The sequence below is a fragment of the Chlorobaculum sp. 24CR genome (assembly GCF_004118635.1).
Lineage (GTDB): Bacteria > Bacteroidota > Chlorobiia > Chlorobiales > Chlorobiaceae > Chlorobaculum.
The window spans coordinates 27902-47629 of the sequence record NZ_SDGU01000056.1 but is presented as its reverse complement, the minus strand read 5'-3'; the positions used below and the strand labels follow the sequence as shown (position 1 = coordinate 47629).

The following is a 19728-nucleotide window of genomic DNA, read 5'->3' as shown; positions in this document are numbered from 1 at the left end:
AGGAAAACGAATTTCCTGAATCAGGACTTCTCCCCGGATATGCCGTTCGAGACCTGGACGAGCGATATGACCTGCTTGTGGACCGATAGCGGTTGGTAGTACCTCACGGTGATTATGGAACTCTTCAATCGGGAGATCATCGGTTATTCACTCAGCAGGAGTCCTCTTCCATTCTGATCGTGGCGTACCGTACGCCAGCAAATCATTCAGGAAAAAACTATCCGGGTACCGGATGATCCAAAGCATGAGCGGCAAGGGAAACGGTTATTGACAATGCGGCCACTTTTTTGTTGCAATTCCAGTTTTAACCAGACAGTACGGTATAACCCAAACGAAACCCCCTCAGCCTCCTGATTCTCTTCTCTCTTTTTTTACCGCCCCCGCATCCCTCGGAAAAAGTCTTGCAACAAACTCTCGGCTTTGCGCTCCATGATGCCGCCATACACCTCGGGCTGGTGGTTGAGAGCGTTGCAGCCGGTGATGTTGAGGACGGTTCCCGCCGCGCCCATCTTGGGATCCCACGCGCCAAAGACCACGCGGCTGATTTTCGACAGCACGATCGCCCCGGCGCACATCGGGCAGGGTTCGAGCGTAACGGCCAGCGTGCACCCTTCGAGATATTTGCTGTCGAGCGTGGCCATCGCCGAGGTCAGGGCAATCATTTCGGCGTGCGCGGTGGCGTCCGACAGAGTCTCCACCTGGTTGTAGCCGCGCCCGATGATCGAGCCGTTCGGGTCGAGCACCACCGCGCCGACCGGCACCTCCTTGCTTTCATACGCCTTGATCGCCTCCCTGAAGGCGAGTTCCATGCAGTGGTTCAGGTCAGACATCATGATTCGAAGAAATGTGCGCTACGAGCCACAGCGGTTTCAGTAAGACGAGAAATTTTGTTATCATAAAGTTTAAATCTTTTTTCCGCGTTAAGCCCGGTACCGACCGGCAAGCATTCTCCCGTAACCATAGAACCTCTGCGATGAATATTCATGAGTATCAGGGCAAAGGCATCCTGAAACAGTTCGGCGTGGCCGTTCCGAAGGGCATAGTAGCATTTTCGGCTGAAGAAGCAAAACGGGCGGCAGAGCAGCTCTTCGAGGAGCAATCGAGCCCCGTGGTGGTCGTCAAGGCGCAGATTCATGCCGGTGGCCGCGGCAAGGCGGGCGGCGTCAAACTCGCCAAATCACCCGAAGAGGTGTTCGAGGTCGCCCAGAAAATGCTCGGCGCGACGCTGGTGACGCATCAGACCGGCCCCGAAGGCAAGGAGGTTCGCCGCCTGCTCGTCGAAGAGGGGATGAATATCGACAAGGAGTTCTACCTCGGCATCACCCTCGACCGCGCCACGTCGAGCAACGTGCTCATGGTCTCGACCGAAGGCGGCATGGAGATCGAGAAGGTGGCCGAAGAGACCCCGGAAAAACTGCTCAAGATCCACGTCGATCCGGTCTATGGCCTGCAAGGCTTCCAGGCTCGCGAGGCGGCATTTTCCCTTGGTCTCAAGGGTGAGCAGTTCCGCAACGGCGTCAAGTTTATCGAAGCGCTTTACAAAGCCTACACCACCATCGACGCCTCGCTGGCCGAGATCAACCCGCTGGTCATCACCAAGGAGGGCCGGGTGCTCGCGCTCGACGCCAAGATCAACTTCGATGACAATGCCCTGTACCGTCATCAGGATTTCCACGAACTGCGCGACATCACCGAAGAGGATTCGCTCGAATACGAAGCCTCGAAGTCGAACCTCAACTACGTGCGCCTCGACGGCAACGTCGGCTGCATGGTCAACGGCGCGGGGCTGGCGATGGGTACCATGGACCTCATCCAGCTCTCCGGCGGCAGACCGGCCAACTTCCTCGACGTAGGCGGAGGAGCCAGCCCCAAGACGGTCGAAGAGGGGTTCAAGATCATCCTCGGCGACAAGAACGTCAAGGCGATTTTAGTCAACATCTTCGGCGGCATCGTCCGCTGCGACCGCGTGGCCGGAGGCGTCATCGAAGCCGCCAAGAACATCGGTCTGACGGTGCCGGTGATCGTGCGGCTCGAAGGCACCAACGCAACGGAAGCGCAGAAGATGCTCGACGAATCGGGCCTCAACCTCATCTCGGCCAAAGGGCTGAGAGACGCCGCCGAAAAGGTGCAGAAAGCGCTCGCCACGGCCTGACAGCCTGTACATCATACAAACGGAAAAGCCCGCCCCCACAGAACTTCATGGAGGCGGGCTTTTCCGTTTTGCCACTAACAGGAGAAAAAAATGAGGTTTTTTGCAAGCAGCGCTTTCAAATTTCAAAAAAAAGCCGGGCGAAAGGATCAACCAACCTGTCACCCGGCTACGTCAGCAACAACCTGTCCTTCTTCGCGATTTACCTGTACAACTACTGTATTCATCTTGACTCATCACATTCAACCATACATAACGTGGCGAAGAAGAACCGGAACGCTGCTGTCACTCAACACAACAAAAAAAGAACAGCACATCACAACCTTACGCATGAACATTCAACACAATAACTAATCTGATCTTTCAACTCATCTCTTACACTTAGTATGACGATGATCCCTGAAGTTCCTTGCGCGCTTTTTTATTTTTTTCAAAAAATATTTTTCGTGCGCGACCTCCTTCGACTCAGCCGGGTTTGAGGAGAACGATCATTCGTAGCGCAGCGCCTCGACCGGCTTGAGCGCGGCGGCTTTCCGAGCGGGCCAGAGGCCGAAAAAGAGGCCGATCAGCACCGAAAAGCCGGTGGCGAGCACCACCGAGAACATCGAGGTTTGCACCGCCCACCCGGCAAACGTCGAGAGCATCACCGACACGCCGATGCCGACCGCAATGCCGATGAGGCCGCCCGTGAGCGTCATGCCCACCGATTCGATCAGGAACTGAAGCATGATGTCCCCCTTCCGCGCACCGATGGCTTTGCGCAGACCGATCTCGCGGGTGCGCTCCGTCACCGAGACCAGCATGATGTTCATGATGCCGATGCCGCCCACCACCAGCGAGATGGCCGCAATCGAGCCGAGCAACATGCTCATGGTCTGGGTGGTGGCGCTGAGCATCTGCTGGAACTCCGTCATGTCGCGGATGTTGAACGAGTCGTCGTCATCGGGCTGAATCTTGTGCCGTTTGCGGACGAGCGCGTCGATAGCCCGCTTGGCCGGTTCGATGTTTTCGGCGCTCGACACCTCGACGTAGATGCTGTCGAAATACTCCTTGCCAAGCACCCGGTACATGGCGGTCGTCACCGGAATGAGCACCACGTCGTCCTGATCGCGCCGTCCGGCAAAGCCTTTCGGGGGCGCGACGCCGATAATGGTGAAGTTGATGCGGTTGACTTTGAGCGTCTTGCCAACAGGATCACCGTTGCCGAACAGCTCGGAAACCACGGTCGTGCCGACAATGGCCACCTTGCGGCGCGACTGGATCTCCTGGCGGGTAAACCATCGCCCGATGGTGGGCGTCGCATCCCGCATTTTGGCGTAATCGTAGCCAACGCCTTCGACGGTGCTGTTCCAGTTCTTATCGAGATACACCATCTGCGCCGACCCGGTTACATCACCGGAGACGTAATTGACCAGCGGAGCGAGCTCCCGAATCGCCTCGGCATCCTGCGCGGTGAAGCGCGTGAAGGTTCCGGTGCCCTGCGCCGCGCCGCGAATCCTGGCCGAACCGCCCCGAAGGGAGAGCAGGTTCGAGCCCATCGATTTGAGCCGCTCCTCCATCGAGGCCTGCGCTCCCGTGCCGAGCGCCATCATGGCGATCACCGAGGCGACGCCGACCAGAATGCCGAGCACCGAGAGCAGCGTCCTGATCTTGTTGGAGGTGATCGACCGGAACGCCTGCGAAACGAAGCCGAGCATCCGCGAAGGCTTGAAGAGCGGCTGGTGCTCGATCTTCATGACCGCCGGAAGGGCTTCGGGCCGGAACTCCATCCCCTCCCGCTTCCGGTCTTCGATAATCTTGCCATCCTTCATGGTAATCACCCGCCCGGCATATTCAGCGATGTCCGGCTCGTGCGTCACCATGATGACGGTCTTGCCCTGCTGGTGCAGCTCGGTGAGAATCCGCATGATTTCGTGCGAATTCTTCGTGTCGAGATTGCCGGTCGGCTCGTCGGCGAAGATGAGCATCGGGTCGCGAATCAGCGCGCGAGCGATGGCCACCCGCTGCTGCTCGCCGCCCGACATCTGACTTGGACGATGACCGGCGCGGTGGCCGAGACCGACCATTTCAAGACTTTTGAGCGCATCGGCACGGAAATCGCCCTGCTCATCGCTGTAGATGCAGGGCAGCATCACGTTGTCGATGGTGCTCATGCGCCCGAGCAGGTGGAACTGCTGGAACACGAAACCGGCGACGTTGTTGCGCAGCGTGGCCAGCTCATCGCCGTTCAGCTTGCCGACCTCCTTGCCCATCAGGCGGTACTGGCCGCTGTCGGGCACGTCGAGCAAGCCGAGAATGTGCATGAGCGTGGATTTGCCCGACCCCGACGCCCCCATGATGGCCACGAACTCGCCCTGGCCGATCTTCAGACTCACGCCGTCGAGGGCGCGAACCGGACTCTCGCCAATGGTGTAGGTTCGCCTGATGTCAACGACTTCGATCATTCTTTTCTCTTCTGCTTGTCACGCGGCGGGGAGGGCAGAAATGGATTGCTTCCGCCATCATCCTTCGGCAGAACAAACGCTTTGCTTTGAACCACCACGACGTCCGAAGCCGACAAGCCGCTCTCGATCTCGACGTTGCTGTCGTCCTGCAAACCGAGACGCACCGGCACGCGCCGGACGGAGTCGGGAGCCGCCGCCCGCATCAGCACGACCGACCGGCCGTTCTGACTCCTCACGGCGGCGAGCGGCAGGGTGAGCACGTTCTCTTTTTCTTTGACGATGATGTCGATATTGGCGCTCATACCCGACCGGAACACCTCCGGCACCGTCAGGGGAAGGATATCCACATGGTAGATATTGACGTTGTTGACCAGCGTGGATTCGTAATAGATGTGATCGACCACCCCCTCGACGCGGATGTCGGGATAGGCATCGAGGCTGATCCGCGCCTTCTGACCGACTTTGACGTTGCCAATGTCGGTCTCATCCACGTCGGCCTGCACGATGAGCCGGTCGGAGAGCACCAGCACGGCGTCGCTGGTGGTGATGGTCTGGCCCGGGTTGAGATTGCTGACAATCACCTGCCCGTCGATGGGCGAAATGAGCGCGGTCTGGTTATAAACCCGGTTCCAGTAATCGACTTCGCTCTGCCCCTTTTGCGTGGCCGCGTCGAGCAGCGCCGCCCGTTCGGTGGAGCTGACCAGCGCGAGCACTTGGCCTTTTTTGACAAACTCCCCCTCCCTGACCAGAATCTGGTCGATGCGTCCGCTCACGGGCGACTTGATTTCGAGCCGGTTCTGAGGCTTGATGGTCGCCGTGGTCGAAACCATCTGGCGAATATCGCCGATTTCGGGACGGTACTCGCGGTACGAAACCTTCGGCTTGCTGTCGAAAACGGCCCGGAAAATGAAAAATCCGGCGACGACGACGACGGCGGCGACCGCTCCCCAGATGAGCTTCGCTTTACCTGCTTTCAAGAGTGCCTCCTTTTGCCTGAACCCAGGCCGCCTCGGTGAAGAGGAGATTGGACTGGGCGTTGAGATATGATTTTTTCGCGCTCACGAGATTGTCTTCGATGATCGTCCATTCGTTGAAGGAGACCAGCCCCGCGGAGTACTGCGCGTCGGCGATTCGCGCCCGCTCGGAAGCGGCGGCGAGAAATTTTCTCTGCACATCCACGTTGCCGGAGGCATCGATGAAGCTCTTCCACGCCTGCGCGAGGCTGCGCTTGAGCGAAAGAGAGAGGCTCTCCTCGTCGGCGCTGAGCTGGTTCACCACCGCCCGCGCCTTTGCAACGCCCGCCTTGACGGAGCCGCCCGCGTAGATCGGCACCGAAACGTCGATCCCGGCTTGCCAGTCGGTGCGGTCAGGCGGAAGCTGCCGGAATGCGCTGTTGCCGACGCCGGTGCTCAGGTAAACCGACGGCATAAACGCGCTCCGCGCCGCCTGCAAGCTGTACCCGGCGGCATCTTTCTCGGCAGTGAGATTGAGATAAGCCGGACTCTCCTTTGCGATCCGGTCGAAATCTGGCGACTGGCGAATGCTCTCTTTCGCCGTGAACTTGCCGGTCACGCGGAGCGGGCCGGACGAGGCGCGGCCAAGCTGCGTACCGAGCACCACCTGCGCAAGTTTGAGACCACGCCGCGCCTGCGCCACTTCGTACTCCGCCTCGCCGAGGTCGGCGCGGGCCTTGCTGAGTGAACCGATATTCTCCGTACCCGACTTGTAGAGCAGGGCGATCAGGCGCAGATTCTGCTTTCTTTTCGTTGCGATCTCTTCGGCGAGCGACACCTGCTTCTGCGCGGTCAGGAGCTGCACGAACGCCGTGCGCAAAGCGTAGCGGGTATCGACCGACACCGACTCTTCGCTGTAGCGCGACGCCTTCAGCGATTCGGTGGCGGATTTGACCTCGCTGGAGGTTTTCGCACCGTCGAAAAGCAACTGGCTGGCGTTGACGCCGTACGACCACGCCCCCGCGGGAGCCGCGGCGCTCGATCCCGAACGCTCGCCGCCAGCCGACGCGCTGACGGAGGGCAACATACCGCCCTTGACGATCCTGCGTTGCGCCTCGGACTGGCGGACACTTTCCGCCGCCGAGCGCAGATCGGGATGATGCGCGGCAGCTTCGGCGAGGCACTGCGCCCAGTCGAGCGTCTCCGTCGCCAGCGCGGAGGCCTGCGGCAGACAAGCGAAAAGCTGCACGACGGCAATAAAAAGAGCTGACCGGAGTGGTCTCATGATCCTGATATAATGTTAAAATACTTTGCGATACACACGGGTTTGACGCCGCAACCGCTTGTTTCCAGCGCTTCCACCGGAAAATTCCCGAACGCCCGGCTCTTCGAGCTGAATCCGGAGATGGCATGGCGCTTTAACGAAATATCGTATCTTCACACCAAACCTGAAACCGCGACTCCATGCTCGAAGCACGAAATCTCTCTCTTTCGGCAGGCACCAAGGTGCTCTTGCGCGACACCTCATTCCGGATCGGCGACAAGGATCGCGCTTCGCTGGTCGGCCTGAACGGCACCGGCAAATCCACGCTCCTGCGCCTGCTCGCCGGCCAGCTCAAGGAGGACGGGCCGATGAGCGACGGCCATATCATGAAGTCCGCGACTACCTCCATCGGCTACCTGCCGCAGGAGATTTCGTTCGAGGGCGACCTCGACAAAACCGCCCTGCAGTACGCGCTCGAAGCGAACAAAACGCTGCACGAGCTTTCCGAAAGAATCACGAAGATGGAGCACGAGCTCGCCCTTCCCGATCAGGATCACGCGGGCGAGGAGTACCACAAGCTCATCGAGCGCTTCAGCGACGCCTCGCACGACTTCGAGCGGCTCGGCGGCTACCGGATGCAGTCCGACGCGGAGAAGATTCTCTCCGGCCTCGGCTTCAGCGGCGCGGACTTTTACAAAAAGGTCAAGGAGTTCTCCGGCGGCTGGCAGATGCGCCTGCTCATCGCGCGGCTGCTCTTGCAGAACCCGACGCTCCTGCTGCTCGACGAGCCGACCAACCACCTCGACATCGACTCGCTGCGCTGGCTGGAGCAGTACCTCCTGAACTACGAGCACAGCTACCTGATTGTCTCGCACGACCGCTTTTTTCTCGACAAGCTCACCACCAAAACGCTCGAAATCGCATTCTCCGAGATCACCGAGTACAAGGGCAACTTCAGCTATTACGAAAAAGAGAAGGCCGAGCGCTACACGCTCCTGATGTCGCGCTACGAGAACGACATGAAAAAAATGGCCGACCTGAAATCCTTCGTTGACCGCTTCCGCTACAAGGCCACCAAGGCGCGGCAGGCGCAGAGCCGACTGCGCCAGATGCAGAAGCTCGAAGAGGGGTTGCAGGCCCCGGAGGAGGATCTGTCGCAGATATCCTTCTCGTTCCCGAAGGCCAGGCCGTCGGGCCGCGAAGTGCTCCGGCTGGAGGGGGTCTCCAAGTCCTTCGAGCTGCCGGACGGATCGACGAAAACCGTGCTGCGCAACATCGACCTGGAGATCATGCGCGGCGACCGCATCGCCATCGTCGGCTCGAACGGCGCGGGCAAGACGACGTTCTGCCGTATTCTGGCCGACGAAATCGACTTCGAAGGCAAGCGCCAGACCGGCCACCACGTCAGCATGAACTACTTCGCCCAGCACCAGACCGACAATCTCTCGCCCGAAAAGAGCGTCCTCGAAGAGATGATGGACGCCGCTCCCTCCTCCGAGGCGCAGCGCCGGGTGCGCGACATTCTGGGATGCTTCCTGTTCAGCGGCGACGCGGTCGAAAAGAAAACCGCCGTGCTCTCCGGCGGCGAGAAGTCGAGGGTGGCGCTCGCCAAAATTCTGCTTCAGGCCTCGAACCTGCTCATCATGGACGAGCCGACCAACCACCTCGACATGCGCTCCAAGGAGATGCTGATCGACTCGCTCGAAAACTACGACGGTACGCTGCTCATCGTCTCGCACGACCGCTATTTCCTGGATAGCCTCGTCAACAAGGTGTTCGAGATCAAAAACGGTGGAGTGCAGGTCTATCTCGGCACCTACGCCGAATACCTCGAAAAGGCAGAAAAAGCGTGGGAGGAGGAAAAAAAGCAACTGGCCCAGGCCGCCGCAAAACAGGAGGCCGAGCGCAAAGCCGCCGCCTCGAAACCGGTCGCGAAAAAACCCGCCCCGCCCAAAGCCAACCGCAAAAAGATCGAGGCGCTCGAAAAAGAGATTCAGCGCCTCGAAGAGTCGAAAGCCCAGCACGAAGCGATGATGGCCCAGCCCACCTTCTACGACCAACCCGCCGAAGAGAGCCGCAAAGCCACCGCCGAATACGAAGAGGTTTGCCGCGAGCTGGACGCGCTGTACGTTTGCTGGGAAGAAGAGGCGGGGTAGGGGAAATTATGAATTATGAATGTTGAATTATGAATTGAAGAGGGCAGGCGCGAGGGGCTCCATACAGTGCGCAGCAGCAATTCCTCCTCTTATAAGTCCTATAGAGCCCATAAGACCTATAAGTCCTATTCTGCCAAAGCTTTGAAGCAAGAAGAAAAAAACCGCTCTTATTTGCCAGGAAGAAAGCGCAGCCCCGCAACACCGGCGATGATGAGGAAAATGCAGAAGATTCGTGCGAGATCACGCGATTCGTCGAAAAGCAGCATTCCCGCCACGGCGACACCCGCCGCGCCGATGCCGGTCCAGACGGCGTAGGCTGTGCCGACCGGCACGCTCTTCATGGCGATGGAGAGCAGCCAGAAGCTCACCAGCATCGCCGCGACGGTCAGCGCCGACGGCACGGGCCGCGTAAACCCTTCGGAATATTTCAACCCCACCGCCCAGGCGCACTCGAACAGCCCGGCAACAAACAGCATCACCCACGCCATAACACATTGTTTTCAAACAGTTTCACCAGAAAAGCGAACACGCAGGCTCGCCCCGACAAATCCCCATCTTTCAATTCATCATTCATCATTCAACATTCATCATTCATAATTCTCTTCACGCCTTCACCCACCGCTTTTCGCGGTCGGAGTCGAGACCGGCTTGCATCACCCTCTGGATGGCGAGGCCGTCGCGGAAGCTGGCGGCGTCTTGCAGAACGACCGGGTCGCCGCTCTTCAGCGCCTTGACGATGCGGTGCGCCAGAAAGGCGAAGCCGACGGCGAAAATGCCGTGCACGGCCAGCGAGGACTGCTTGATCTTCTCCTGAAGCACCAGCTCGTCCCAGGGCAGAATCGGCTCGACCTGCGTCCAGCGTGGCGCGTCGATCAGGCTGCGACCGCCCTTGAGTTCGCTGTTGACGATCTCCCAGAGCTTGCCTGCGCCGTCGAGCCGAATGGTTTTGAGGCTGCCGACCACTTCGAGCGAGAACCAGGTGTAGGAGCCGACCGTGGTGACGTGCATGAGCGACGACGCGCCGAGCGCCACCGACGAAGGGCCAAACTTCATGAACATGGCGAAGCTGTCGTCCGACGTGACCGGCAGGCTTTTGCCCGGCGTCGAGGCGTCGGGGCGCTGCGGAATCGAGGTCGAGAGGTTGCAGCACACTTCGGAGATTTCGCCGACCAGAAAGCGGTTCAGGTCGATCAGGTGCGAGCCGATCGCCCGGAGCGCACCGCCCCCTTTCGAGGCGTCGCTCCACCACGACCACGGCAGGTCGAGCCGGTTGCGCGAGGCCAGGTTCACCACGGCGCGAACCTCATAGACCTTGCCGATCTCGCCGCTGTCGATCATCTGCTTCATGCTCCTGACCGCCGGATGGAAACGCAACTGGTGATCGATCAGGGAGAGCGATGGCGATCTGGACGCGAGCACCGTCATGCGTTCGGCCTCCTCGACGGTCAAGGCGAAGGGCTTTTCGCAGAGCACGCCGACGCCCTTTTCGAGCACGCCCGACACCATCGGCTCGTGCAGAAAGGTGGGCGTCGTGACGCACACCATATCCAGCGGGCACTCGTCGAGCATCTCGCGCCAGTCGGCGTACCCGTTCGGAATGCCGAAGCGATCCATGAACTTCTGCCGCCGCCGTTCCGTCGGGCTGGCGACCGCCGCCAGCTCCACCTCGTCGATCAGCGAAAAGGCCGGGGCCTGCGCCACCTGCGCCCAGCCGCTGCCGATAAATCCTATCCTGATTCGTTGTTTCATCGTTTGATATGCTTGTTCATCACGCTAAGCGCAAATTCCGGAGGGTTTTAACCCTCCGGACATTTAGGATTCTTACATTCAAATTGCCCCGGCTTTCAAGCCGGGGAACAAATTTCGAGCACCGCAAAACTTTCATAAAAATCAAAAACAACCAAAAAAAAGGGCGATCCTGAGATCACCCTTTGAAGAAATTGTTACCCGGCCACCTCAGGTTGTCTGCTGAAGCTTGGCCTGACGGGCCTTTTCAATGTACTCTTTCTGGATGTCTCGCGACACGTTGTACGCCTTCGAAAGGCTGTCGGAGCGCCAGAGGTGCGCGTCGAAGGCCATGCAGACATTTCGGAGAAACGGTATGCCGATCTCGGTGACTTTGACGCTCTTCTCGCCGAGTTCGACAATGCCGTCGTTCTCCATGTCTTCGAGGCGATAGCGAGCCACGTCGAGTTCCTCGGTGTAGAGGGCCGGGTCTTCCCACGAGGTCTCCTGGCGGCACATCAGGTTCAGGATGTGGCGGCGAAGCACCAGATCCTCATCGGAGAGCAGGTGGCCGCGCATGATCGGGAAGCGGCCCTTGTTGACCTCCTCCATGTAGCGGTCATCGGTGCGCTCGTTCTGCGCGAAGGCGTACCAGGTGTCGCTGATCGACGAAGCGCCGAGAGCGAGCATCATCTGCGTGGTGTTCTCGGTGTAGCCCATGAAGTTCCGGTGCAGGGTGCCGTTCTTCAACGCCTCGTAAAGCGCGTCGCCCTCGATGGCGAAGTGGTCCATGCCGACCTCGTGGTAGCCGATCGATTCGAGCATCGCGCGCCCCTTGTCGTACAGCTCCTGCTTGATGTCGCCCACCGGAAGATCCGCCTCCTTGAAGCGGCGCTGCCCTTCGTAAAGGTGCGGGTTATGGCCGTAGCCATAAAACGCGAGGCGGTCAGGACGCAGCTCCATCACCTTCTGGATGGTGTCGGTGACGGTGGCGAGGGTCTGCTTGGGCAGGCCATAGACGAGGTCGAAGTTGACCGAGTTGAAGCCGATCTTGCGAGCCATGTCGATCTTCTCCTTGACCAGCTCGTAGGACTGCGGGCGGTTGATCTCCTGCTGCACCGCAGGATCGAAGTCCTGGATGCCGAAGCTCATGCGGCGGAAACCGACGCTGTAGAGCGCTTCGAGGTGCTCTTTGGTGGTCGAGCGAGGATTGGTCTCGAAGCTGAAAATGTAGTCGTCCATCTTGTTAACATCCTTGAACAGGGTCTCGACCAGACGGATGATGTTTTCGGGACTGAGGAAGGTCGGTGTGCCGCCGCCGATATGCAGCTCCTTGACGTTGAGCTTGCCGGGAAAGACGTCGAGGTACATCTGCCACTCCTTGATGAGGGCGTCGATGTAGGGCTTCTCGAACGAATGATCGGTAGTGCGGTGAGCGTTACAGCCGCAGAAGTAGCAGTAGTTTTCGCAGAACGGGATGTGGATGTACATGCTGATACCCGAGGTCTCGTTGCTTTCGTTGAAGCCCTTGACCATAGCCTCCTTCCACTGCTCCTGGGTCACGCCATCCTCGCTCCAGGACGGGATGGTGGGGTAACTGGTGTAACGCGGCCCGGGATTGCTGTACTTCAAGGCCAGCTTTGCGACGACATCTGTTGTCATTGTATTCTTCCTTGGCAAGTGTTATTTTTTTTGTTTGACTTGGGGAAAATACAAAAACTCCGCAAATTCATAGCCTTCAAACTGCAACGGCCTTAACATTCGCAAGGTCGCACAATTTCTTTTTTCCATGACACCATTATCCACAGACCCGCAGACGCCGCTGGTCGGCATCCTGATGGGTTCCGATTCCGATTTCGACATCATGAAAGAGGCCGCCACGGTGCTCGACGAGTTCGGGATTCCGTTTGAAATTTCGGTCATCTCGGCGCACCGTACACCGGGCGACCTGGAAGCCTACGCCTCGTCCGCCGAAGAGCGCGGCCTGAAGACGATCATCGCCGGAGCGGGCGGCGCGGCGCACCTGCCGGGCGTCACGGCGGCCATGACGGTGCTGCCGGTCATCGGCGTGCCGATCTACAGCAAAAAGCTCAGCGGCCAGGACTCGCTCTACGCCATCGTGCAGATGCCCGCCGGAATTCCGGTGGCCACCGTCGGCATCGACAACGCCCGCAACGCCGCGCTCTTGGCCGTGCAGATGCTCGCCCTCGGCGACGCCGAACTGATGCAAAAGCTCAAGGAGTTCCGCCAGCGCCTTGCCGAAGCCTCGCGCCAGAAAACCGCGAAAATCCGGGAAAAGCTCCGTGCGAACGGCTGAGTTCTGGATAGAGCGGCTCCGGCTCGAACGCCACCCCGAAGGGGGCTGGTACCGCGAAACCTACCGCAGCGAGGGTGAGTACAACTTCAGCGGAGCCACGACCTTCGGCTCCGTGCGAAGCTACGCGACCTCGATCTACTACCTGCTCCAGCAAGGCGACCGCTCCCGCCTGCACCGCATCCACTCCGACGAGCAGTGGTACTTCCACGCCGGATCGCCGCTCGACGTGCACGGCTTCCCCGAAACCGGCGAGCCGTCGCGGTTCACGCTTGGCGACAATCCGGACGCCGGGCAGACGCTGCACTCGTGGGTTCCGGCGGGATCTTATTTTGGCGCCTGTCTTCCGGAGCAATCCGGCGCCCCGGACGCCTACGCGCTGGTGAGCTGCGTGGTCGCGCCGGGCTTCGACTTCCGCGACTTCACCTTCGCCGACCAGGCAACGCTCGTCGCGCGATTTCCCGCCCATGCCCGGATCATCGAAAAACTGGGCTGAAAAGCCCAGACCGGCGTAACGCTTCGGTAACGGCGATAGCAAGATTCGCATCATTTTTATTACTTTCCAGAGTTTGTGCATGATGAGGGCATCTTTGCCGTAACTTGACATGCTATACGGAAGTCAAGGCATGGATTTGAGAAATGAACGAGAGAATCTGAACGAGATGAAAAAAAAGGTCGTGATTGTCGGCGGTGGTTTTACCGGTCTGAACGCCGCGAGAATCCTCAGTAACAGAAACGATGTCGAAGTCACGCTTATCGACAGGAAGAACTACCACCTCTTCCAGCCGCTGCTCTACCAGGTCGCCATGGCCGCGCTCGGCGAGGGCGACATCGCCACGCCGCTGCGCAACATGCTGGCCAGGGACGGCAACGTCACGGTCTTCAAGGGCGCCGTCTGCAACGTCGATCTCGAAGCCCGGAAGGTGAAAACCGATTTCGGCGATGTCGAGTACGACTACCTCATCCTTGCCTGCGGAGCGCAGCACCACTACTTCGGCAACAACCAGTGGGAGGAGTTCGCCCCCGGCCTGAAAAACCTCGCCCAGGCTTCGGAAATTCGCCGCCGCGTCATGGAGGCGTACGAAGCCGCCGAACGCACCAACGACCCGAAAGAGCGCAAAAAGCAGCTCACCTTCGTCATCGTCGGCGGCGGGCCGACCGGCGTCGAGCTTGCCGGATCGATCGGCGAAATGAGCCGCTTCACCCTTTCGAAATTCTATCGGCACATCGACCCAAAGCTCACCCGCATCTTCATCGTCGAGGCCGCCGAGCGCATCCTCGGCACCTTCTCGCCCGAACTGTCGAGCAAAGCGACCCGCGAGCTGGAAAAGCTCGGCGTGCAGGTCTGGACATCGAGCATGGTGAGCGACGTGGACAGCGACGGCGTGCAGATCGGGCGCGAGCGCATCGAGGCCGCCACGGTGCTCTGGGCGGCAGGCGTCAAGGCCTCGGAAATCGGCCACAACATGGGCGTCGAAACCGACCGCAGCGGACGCATCGTGGTCGAGCAGGATCTGAGCCTTCCCGGCCACCCCGAGGTGTTCGTCGGCGGCGACCAGGCCTGCTTCACGCTCGACAACGGCTCGACGCTGCCGGGCATGGCTCCGGTAGCCATGCAGGCAGGCAACGCCATTGGTCGGGCGATTGTCGATGAGCTGAAGGGCAAGCCGCGCAAACCGTTCAAATATCGAGACAAAGGGCAGATGGCCACCATCGGGCGCAACAAGGCGATTGTCGAAATCGGCAACCTGAAATTCGACGGCGCAATGGCCTGGTTCACCTGGCTGCTCGTGCATATCTATTATCTTTCGACCTTCCGGCACCGCGTCTTTGTTTTGATGCAGTGGGGCTGGTCGTATTTCACCTTCGGCTACGGCGCGCGCCTGATCGTCAACAAGGACTGGCGCTTCTACCGGGAGCAGAAATCGTCGCCTTGCGATGACAAGAACGCCTGACGCCGACCCTGACGGCGCGGTGAGTTCCCGAAAAAAAGGGCGCTTGCCGATCACCATGGCGCTCGACGCGCTGCTTTCCGTCACATTTCTGGTGCTCGCCGCGTATATTGGTTTCTATGCTTCGCGGATGAATGGAGCCGATGGCCGCGACCTCTTCTGGTTCTCGCTGCTGCTCGGCGCATACGGCATCTGGCGAGCGATCCGCAGCCTCATCCGCCATCGCCAACGGAACGAGGAGAGCTGACAGGTCAGCGCTGATTTCGATAAGATGAAAAAAATCACAACCCTGATTTTTAAAGAACAAACCATGACGATGAACACACCTGCAATAAATCTCGAAACTGAAAAGCAGCTCTTTTTTCACAACTACGCCAGACTGCCGCTCGACATAGCCAGCGGCAAAGGTTCATTCCTCTACACCGCCAGCGGCGACCGCTACCTCGACATGATCGCCGGAATCGGCGTCAACGCCATCGGCTACGGCGACAAGCGCCTTCTCGACGCCATCACCGCACAGGCGACGAAATACATCCACGTCTCGAACCTCTTCATGCAGAAGCCGCAGTTCGAGCTGGCCGCGAAGTTGCTCGAAATTTCGGGGCTCTCGAAGGTCTTCTTCTGCAACAGCGGCACCGAGGCGATCGAGGCGGCCATCAAGCTGGCGCGACGCTTCGCCTCGCGTGACGGCGACGCCAGCAAAACCCAGGTGCTCTCGCTGACCAACTGCTTCCACGGCAGAACCTACGGTGCGCTCTCGCTGACCGCCAAGCCGAAGTATGTCGGCGGCTTCGAGCCGCTCGTGCCCGAAACCGGCATGATCGATTTCAACGACGTGGAGGATCTGGAACGCAAGGTTTCCAGCCGCACGGCGGCGGTTTTCGTTGAGTTCGTGCAGGGCGAGGGAGGCATCCACAAGGTGAGCGAAGCGTTCATCGCGAGGCTGAAGGCGCTGGCCGCGGAGCACGATTTCCTCATCGTGGCCGATGACATTCAGGCCGGATGCGGACGCACGGGCGCGTTCTTCAGCTACATGCCCTACGACGTCAAGCCCGACCTCGTCTGCGCGGCCAAGCCGCTCGGCGGCGGACTGCCGCTCGGCGCAATCATCGGCTCGGAGAAGGTCGCGGAGGTCTTTGCCCCCGGCAGCCACGGCACGACCTTCGGCGGCAACCCGGTCGCCTGCGCGGCGGGCCTGGCGATGATCGAGGCGATCTACGCCGACGGACTCATGCAGAACGCCCTCGAAACCGGCGCGATGATGAGGGCGGCTTTCGAGAAGATGGCTGAAAAGTACGCGCAGATTCTCGAAATACGCCAGTACGGCCTCATGATCGGCGTTACGGTGCATCGCGAAGCGAAGTACTACGTCGAGGAGGCGCTGAAGAGAAACGTCCTGGTCAACGCCACCAGCAACAACGTCATCCGCCTGCTTCCGCCGCTCTCGATCAGCAAGGAAGAGGCGCAACTCTGTCTCGATACGCTCGATGAAATCTTCACCGAAGAAGCAAAAGCGGACGCCTGAGCCAGCGGCCAGGCAGCCGCCAGCCCCCGCAAAACCGGCCCCAGCCACGATGCCGCTCGGTGCGATGAACTACCTCTTCATCGCGCTGGGCGCAACCGTACTCGCCCTGAGCTACGCGCTAATGTATGTAGAAAAAGCCGTTGACGGATTCTTCGCCCTCGACATCGCCCCGTTCACGCTGGTCGGCGCATACGCCTGGATTCTCTTCGCGATCTTCTGGCGGGAAAAGAAGAAGTAGAGCCGATCTACCGGAGAGTACTGAGCCGACCAACCCGCCACCGAAACCGAAAGAGAATAATTTCCCGGAACAGCACTTGTACCCCGATCCTTTGTTTGCAATGGCTTACAAATTTTCTACCTTCATACAATGTGTTGGCTGAAGTACAAGGTAGAATCACCTTTCCCCCACAGCAAATGCCTTACGCAAGCGCCATCATACGGTTCACGCCTCTCGAACGCAGGGCAAAAAAGCCACTGCGACCGGGCGCACACCAGAGCCGTTATTGCAAATATTTGCTTATCTCTGAGGCAGATAGGATGATTAGTCTGATGCACCGGCTGGGGCTTCCGCACAAGGGTTACAACGATTCGGCTGTCAAAACGAACACAATACGTTATTACGCTTATTCGTCCAAGATATTGGTAGTATGGCGCATTAGAATAGCGCGACTAAATAAGCTAAGCGTAAGTTGGCAGAAATGTCAAAAAAAATAAAAAACACTATGAAATTTAAAAATATAAATTCTGACACAGATTGCGACTGCACCTCAAAAGCAGAAATTGATTCTTCTAATGAATATGTTAGAAAACTCAGAAAAGACAAAGTTGAGGATAAAGATTTTCAAACTCATTGGGAAAGAGGAATTCGAGCAGAGAATGAAGATTGTGATATAATTTGTTCTTATAAGGCAGTATCAATTAATCAAATTAAGCCTGAATATGAAAATCTAATTTTAGAAAAATATAAAACCACATTCAACTTTAACAAAAAAAAGGGGTCCTATTATTTGAAGTTTCGATTTAACAAAGATGCTGGAAAAGTAATATATTCACCAGAAGAAGATGATAAAAGCCACTACAATTTTTACAAGGCTGATGATTTTAATTTAGGAAAGATAGTTGTGATGGAAACAGTTAAATTTGCATAGAATGAATGACTTTAATCTACATAGAAGACAGTTAATAAAAAACGACCAAATAGAAATCGTCAATAATTATTCTGTCCTGCATTTTGATGACTTTCCGATTCTTTACATCGGCACAAACAAATACGGAAACAAGATTATCGGCTCCCATCTTGAAGAAGATGACGACACAAAAATGATACTAACCTTACACACGATATTAACAAATAAAGAGTTCCATCAATTTTTAAATGGGAAAATTTCATATTTGGAAATATTAAAAAATTCGACGTCCATAAGTATAGTTGAAAAGGATTATAAGTTTAAAATTCTCAAAGCATATGACATAGATTTTGATTCATTACCAAATGAATACCTTCCGACTTCAGAGTCATATTGTCCAGCAACAGTTAAATCCCATTCTTTAACATTCTCTATTAGCTTGCAAGGAAAGCTGGCAGATTTAAATAAAGCCATTGCAGATGAAGTCTCAAAAATTCAGAATGGTTTTACAGAATTTCTTGAAGATAGAATTAAATCTTTAAAAGGGTTTGATTTAGTTCCTAAAGCATTGTTACAACCTTACGCAGAAGGCAGTTTCAAAATTAATTTTGAATTAGATTTAAGTCAAAAAAGTAAGAAAGGCGGAAATCTTTTTCTTTCGCAGGCACCAATTGACAAATATATTGCCAATTACATTAACTACATTTCTGAAAACTTCACAGAAGACAAGGATATATTTACCTCTAAAAATGAGGACTTTTCAGACAAACTAAAAGAACTTGAGGCAACTCTGAGTGATGTTTACGAAAAAGCGTTTATTACTAAACCAAATAACATTAATTCCTTTATTAAAGAAGATTTAATTAAGTCGGCAGGTAAATTTGAAAAAATAACCGAACAAGTCGGAAAGCATTTTGAAAGTGCATCTATTTTAGGTATCACGGAAACTGCCGAAACCTCATTAGGGTTTATTGATATCGATTATTGCAATAAATTTCAAACTATTGTAGAGGATATCGAGGTTTCCAAAAAAGGGATGACTATAGATAGCGAATTCAAGGAGTATAAAATTTACATTTATCATTTAAACACTGACACAAGAACGGGCAACGCGTTTATTAGAAATCTTGACAATGAGGAAGAAATGTCTAAACCAAAAATTAAAATAAATGGAGATGATGGACTCGAACAAACAAAATATACGGAAAGTCTTTATCTTAATAAATGGATCAGCGTTAAAGCAAAGGCAAAAAAAATTGGTGAGAAGTTTAAATATTTAGATATTGATTACGATAATTGATATTCGTATCGTCCAAAAGTGTAACAACTACAAAGTTCATATTGAATAGTGGCGCCTCAGTGCTTAAATCAAGTTTATTGCATCTATCAAAGCATGTGTTGGGTTGACAATGAAGCTTCTAAATCGCTACATTTATGAAGCTGCAATCCGTTACCCGCAAGCGTATAAGACCGCAAAAATAAAAGTATAAAAAGAATTTATTCCGATAGAAGAAAAAGAGTCATGTAATCTAAAATCCTTTTTTCGTACCATGAGAAATATCGACAAACAAAGCATAGAAAACGCTTATCGCTTATTCGAATCAGGCGATATTACAAAAATTGAAATTGGGACAACAAAAGGACTACAACAAATCCACTCTTATCTATTTTATAAACTATTTGATTTTGCTGGAGAAATACGCACCAAAAACATATCAAAAGGCAGCTTCAGATTCGCAAATTCATTGTATCTGAAAGAGATTCTTGTAAAAATCGAACAAATGCCAGAAAACTCATTTGAAGACATCATTGCCAAATATGTAGAAATGAATATCGCCCATCCATTCATGGAAGGAAACGGCAGGACGATGCGCATCTGGCTGGATATGATTTTAAAAGCCAGACTAAAAAAAGTAATAAACTGGCAATTTATCGATAAAGACCTGTACTTGCAGGCAATGGAAAGAAGCCCCGTCAATGACTTGGAAATCAGAACATTGCTTCACGCAAATCTGACAGATGAAATCGATAACCGGGAAATCATCTTCAAAGGAATCGAACAATCCTATTATTATGAAGGGTATAAAAAAGAAGACGACGAATAAACGTTAGGAGAAAT

Annotated in this window: 18 protein-coding genes; 11 read left to right on the top strand and 7 right to left on the bottom strand. The window is 55.8% G+C overall.

The features are described from left to right. Positions 1-371: 371 nt before the first annotated feature. A complete protein-coding gene (locus tag EST62_RS10295) occupies positions 372-830 on the bottom strand; it encodes a nucleoside deaminase (RefSeq protein WP_129051996.1) in 459 nt (152 codons plus the stop codon). 143 nt (positions 831-973) lie between these two features. On the opposite strand from EST62_RS10295, the gene sucC reads away from it, so the two are divergent. Then, on the top strand, positions 974-2152 hold the full coding sequence (gene sucC / locus EST62_RS10290; RefSeq protein WP_129051991.1) for an ADP-forming succinate--CoA ligase subunit beta: 1179 nt from the start codon (positions 974-976) through the stop codon (positions 2150-2152). Positions 2153-2637: 485 nt separating this feature from the next. Here sucC and EST62_RS10280 read toward each other — a convergent pair whose 3' ends face one another. Genes EST62_RS10280 through EST62_RS10270 form a run of 3 tightly spaced genes read right to left on the bottom strand, consistent with a single transcriptional unit; the run spans position 2638 to position 6831 of the window. Beyond that, positions 2638-4593 (bottom strand): ABC transporter permease, encoded by a 1956-nt coding sequence (locus EST62_RS10280; protein WP_129051990.1) that lies wholly within the window; start codon positions 4591-4593, stop codon positions 2638-2640. Continuing rightward, on the bottom strand, positions 4590-5570 hold the full coding sequence (locus EST62_RS10275) for an efflux RND transporter periplasmic adaptor subunit (RefSeq protein ID WP_129051989.1): 981 nt from the start codon (positions 5568-5570) through the stop codon (positions 4590-4592). The genes EST62_RS10280 and EST62_RS10275 overlap by 4 nt, the downstream gene beginning before the upstream one ends. Continuing rightward, on the bottom strand, positions 5557-6831 hold the full coding sequence (locus EST62_RS10270) for a TolC family protein (RefSeq protein WP_129051988.1): 1275 nt from the start codon (positions 6829-6831) through the stop codon (positions 5557-5559). The genes EST62_RS10275 and EST62_RS10270 overlap by 14 nt, the downstream gene beginning before the upstream one ends. Positions 6832-7010: 179 nt before the next feature. On the opposite strand from EST62_RS10270, the gene EST62_RS10265 reads away from it, so the two are divergent. Then, complete coding sequence (locus EST62_RS10265) at positions 7011-8966, top strand: ABC-F family ATP-binding cassette domain-containing protein (protein ID WP_129051987.1); 1956 nt, start codon at positions 7011-7013, stop codon at positions 8964-8966. A gap of 167 nt (positions 8967-9133) precedes the next feature. On the opposite strand, the gene sugE is transcribed toward EST62_RS10265, so the two are convergent. The 3 genes from sugE to hemN all read right to left on the bottom strand — a co-directional run bounded on the left by sugE (position 9134) and on the right by hemN (position 12353). Further along, entirely contained in the window at positions 9134-9454 is a 321-nt protein-coding gene (gene sugE, locus EST62_RS10260; protein ID WP_129051986.1) for a quaternary ammonium compound efflux SMR transporter SugE, read from the bottom strand. 115 nt (positions 9455-9569) lie between these two features. Continuing rightward, on the bottom strand, positions 9570-10715 hold the full coding sequence (locus tag EST62_RS10255) for a Gfo/Idh/MocA family protein (protein ID WP_129051985.1): 1146 nt from the start codon (positions 10713-10715) through the stop codon (positions 9570-9572). A gap of 207 nt (positions 10716-10922) precedes the next feature. Further along, positions 10923-12353, bottom strand: a complete 1431-nt coding sequence (hemN, locus tag EST62_RS10250) for an oxygen-independent coproporphyrinogen III oxidase (protein ID WP_129051984.1) — start codon at positions 12351-12353, stop codon at positions 10923-10925. A 127-nt stretch (positions 12354-12480) separates the two neighbouring features. Here hemN and purE point away from each other — a divergent pair, with 127 nt between their 5' ends. From purE to fic, 9 genes are all read left to right on the top strand, one after another. Next, positions 12481-13008 carry a 5-(carboxyamino)imidazole ribonucleotide mutase gene (purE, locus tag EST62_RS10245; protein WP_129051983.1) on the top strand — a complete coding sequence of 176 codons (528 nt, stop codon included), beginning with the start codon at positions 12481-12483 and terminating at the stop codon, positions 13006-13008. After that, entirely contained in the window at positions 12995-13501 is a 507-nt protein-coding gene (locus EST62_RS10240; protein ID WP_129051982.1) for a cupin domain-containing protein, read from the top strand. Before purE ends, EST62_RS10240 begins: the two co-directional genes overlap by 14 nt. Before the next feature lie 166 nt (positions 13502-13667). Further along, the gene (locus EST62_RS10235) at positions 13668-14960 is read left to right on the top strand and encodes an NAD(P)/FAD-dependent oxidoreductase (RefSeq protein WP_129051981.1); all 1293 of its coding nucleotides are present in this window, start codon (positions 13668-13670) and stop codon (positions 14958-14960) included. Continuing rightward, a complete protein-coding gene (locus EST62_RS10230; RefSeq protein WP_129051980.1) occupies positions 14944-15204 on the top strand; it encodes a hypothetical protein in 261 nt (86 codons plus the stop codon). The genes EST62_RS10235 and EST62_RS10230 overlap by 17 nt, the downstream gene beginning before the upstream one ends. Positions 15205-15273: 69 nt before the next feature. Further along, positions 15274-16482, top strand: coding sequence for an aspartate aminotransferase family protein (locus EST62_RS10225; protein ID WP_129051979.1), 1209 nt, complete (start codon positions 15274-15276; stop codon positions 16480-16482). Positions 16483-16531: 49 nt separating this feature from the next. Next, entirely contained in the window at positions 16532-16720 is a 189-nt protein-coding gene (locus EST62_RS10220; protein ID WP_167599303.1) for a hypothetical protein, read from the top strand. A 460-nt stretch (positions 16721-17180) separates the two neighbouring features. Further along, complete coding sequence (locus EST62_RS10215; protein WP_129051977.1) at positions 17181-17630, top strand: hypothetical protein; 450 nt, start codon at positions 17181-17183, stop codon at positions 17628-17630. Position 17631: 1 nt separating this feature from the next. Further along, positions 17632-18909 (top strand): hypothetical protein, encoded by a 1278-nt coding sequence (locus tag EST62_RS10210; RefSeq protein WP_129051976.1) that lies wholly within the window; start codon positions 17632-17634, stop codon positions 18907-18909. Between the two features lie 250 nt (positions 18910-19159). Beyond that, a complete protein-coding gene (gene fic / locus EST62_RS10205) occupies positions 19160-19714 on the top strand; it encodes a protein adenylyltransferase Fic (RefSeq protein WP_129051975.1) in 555 nt (184 codons plus the stop codon). The last annotated feature ends 14 nt before the right edge of the window (positions 19715-19728 follow it).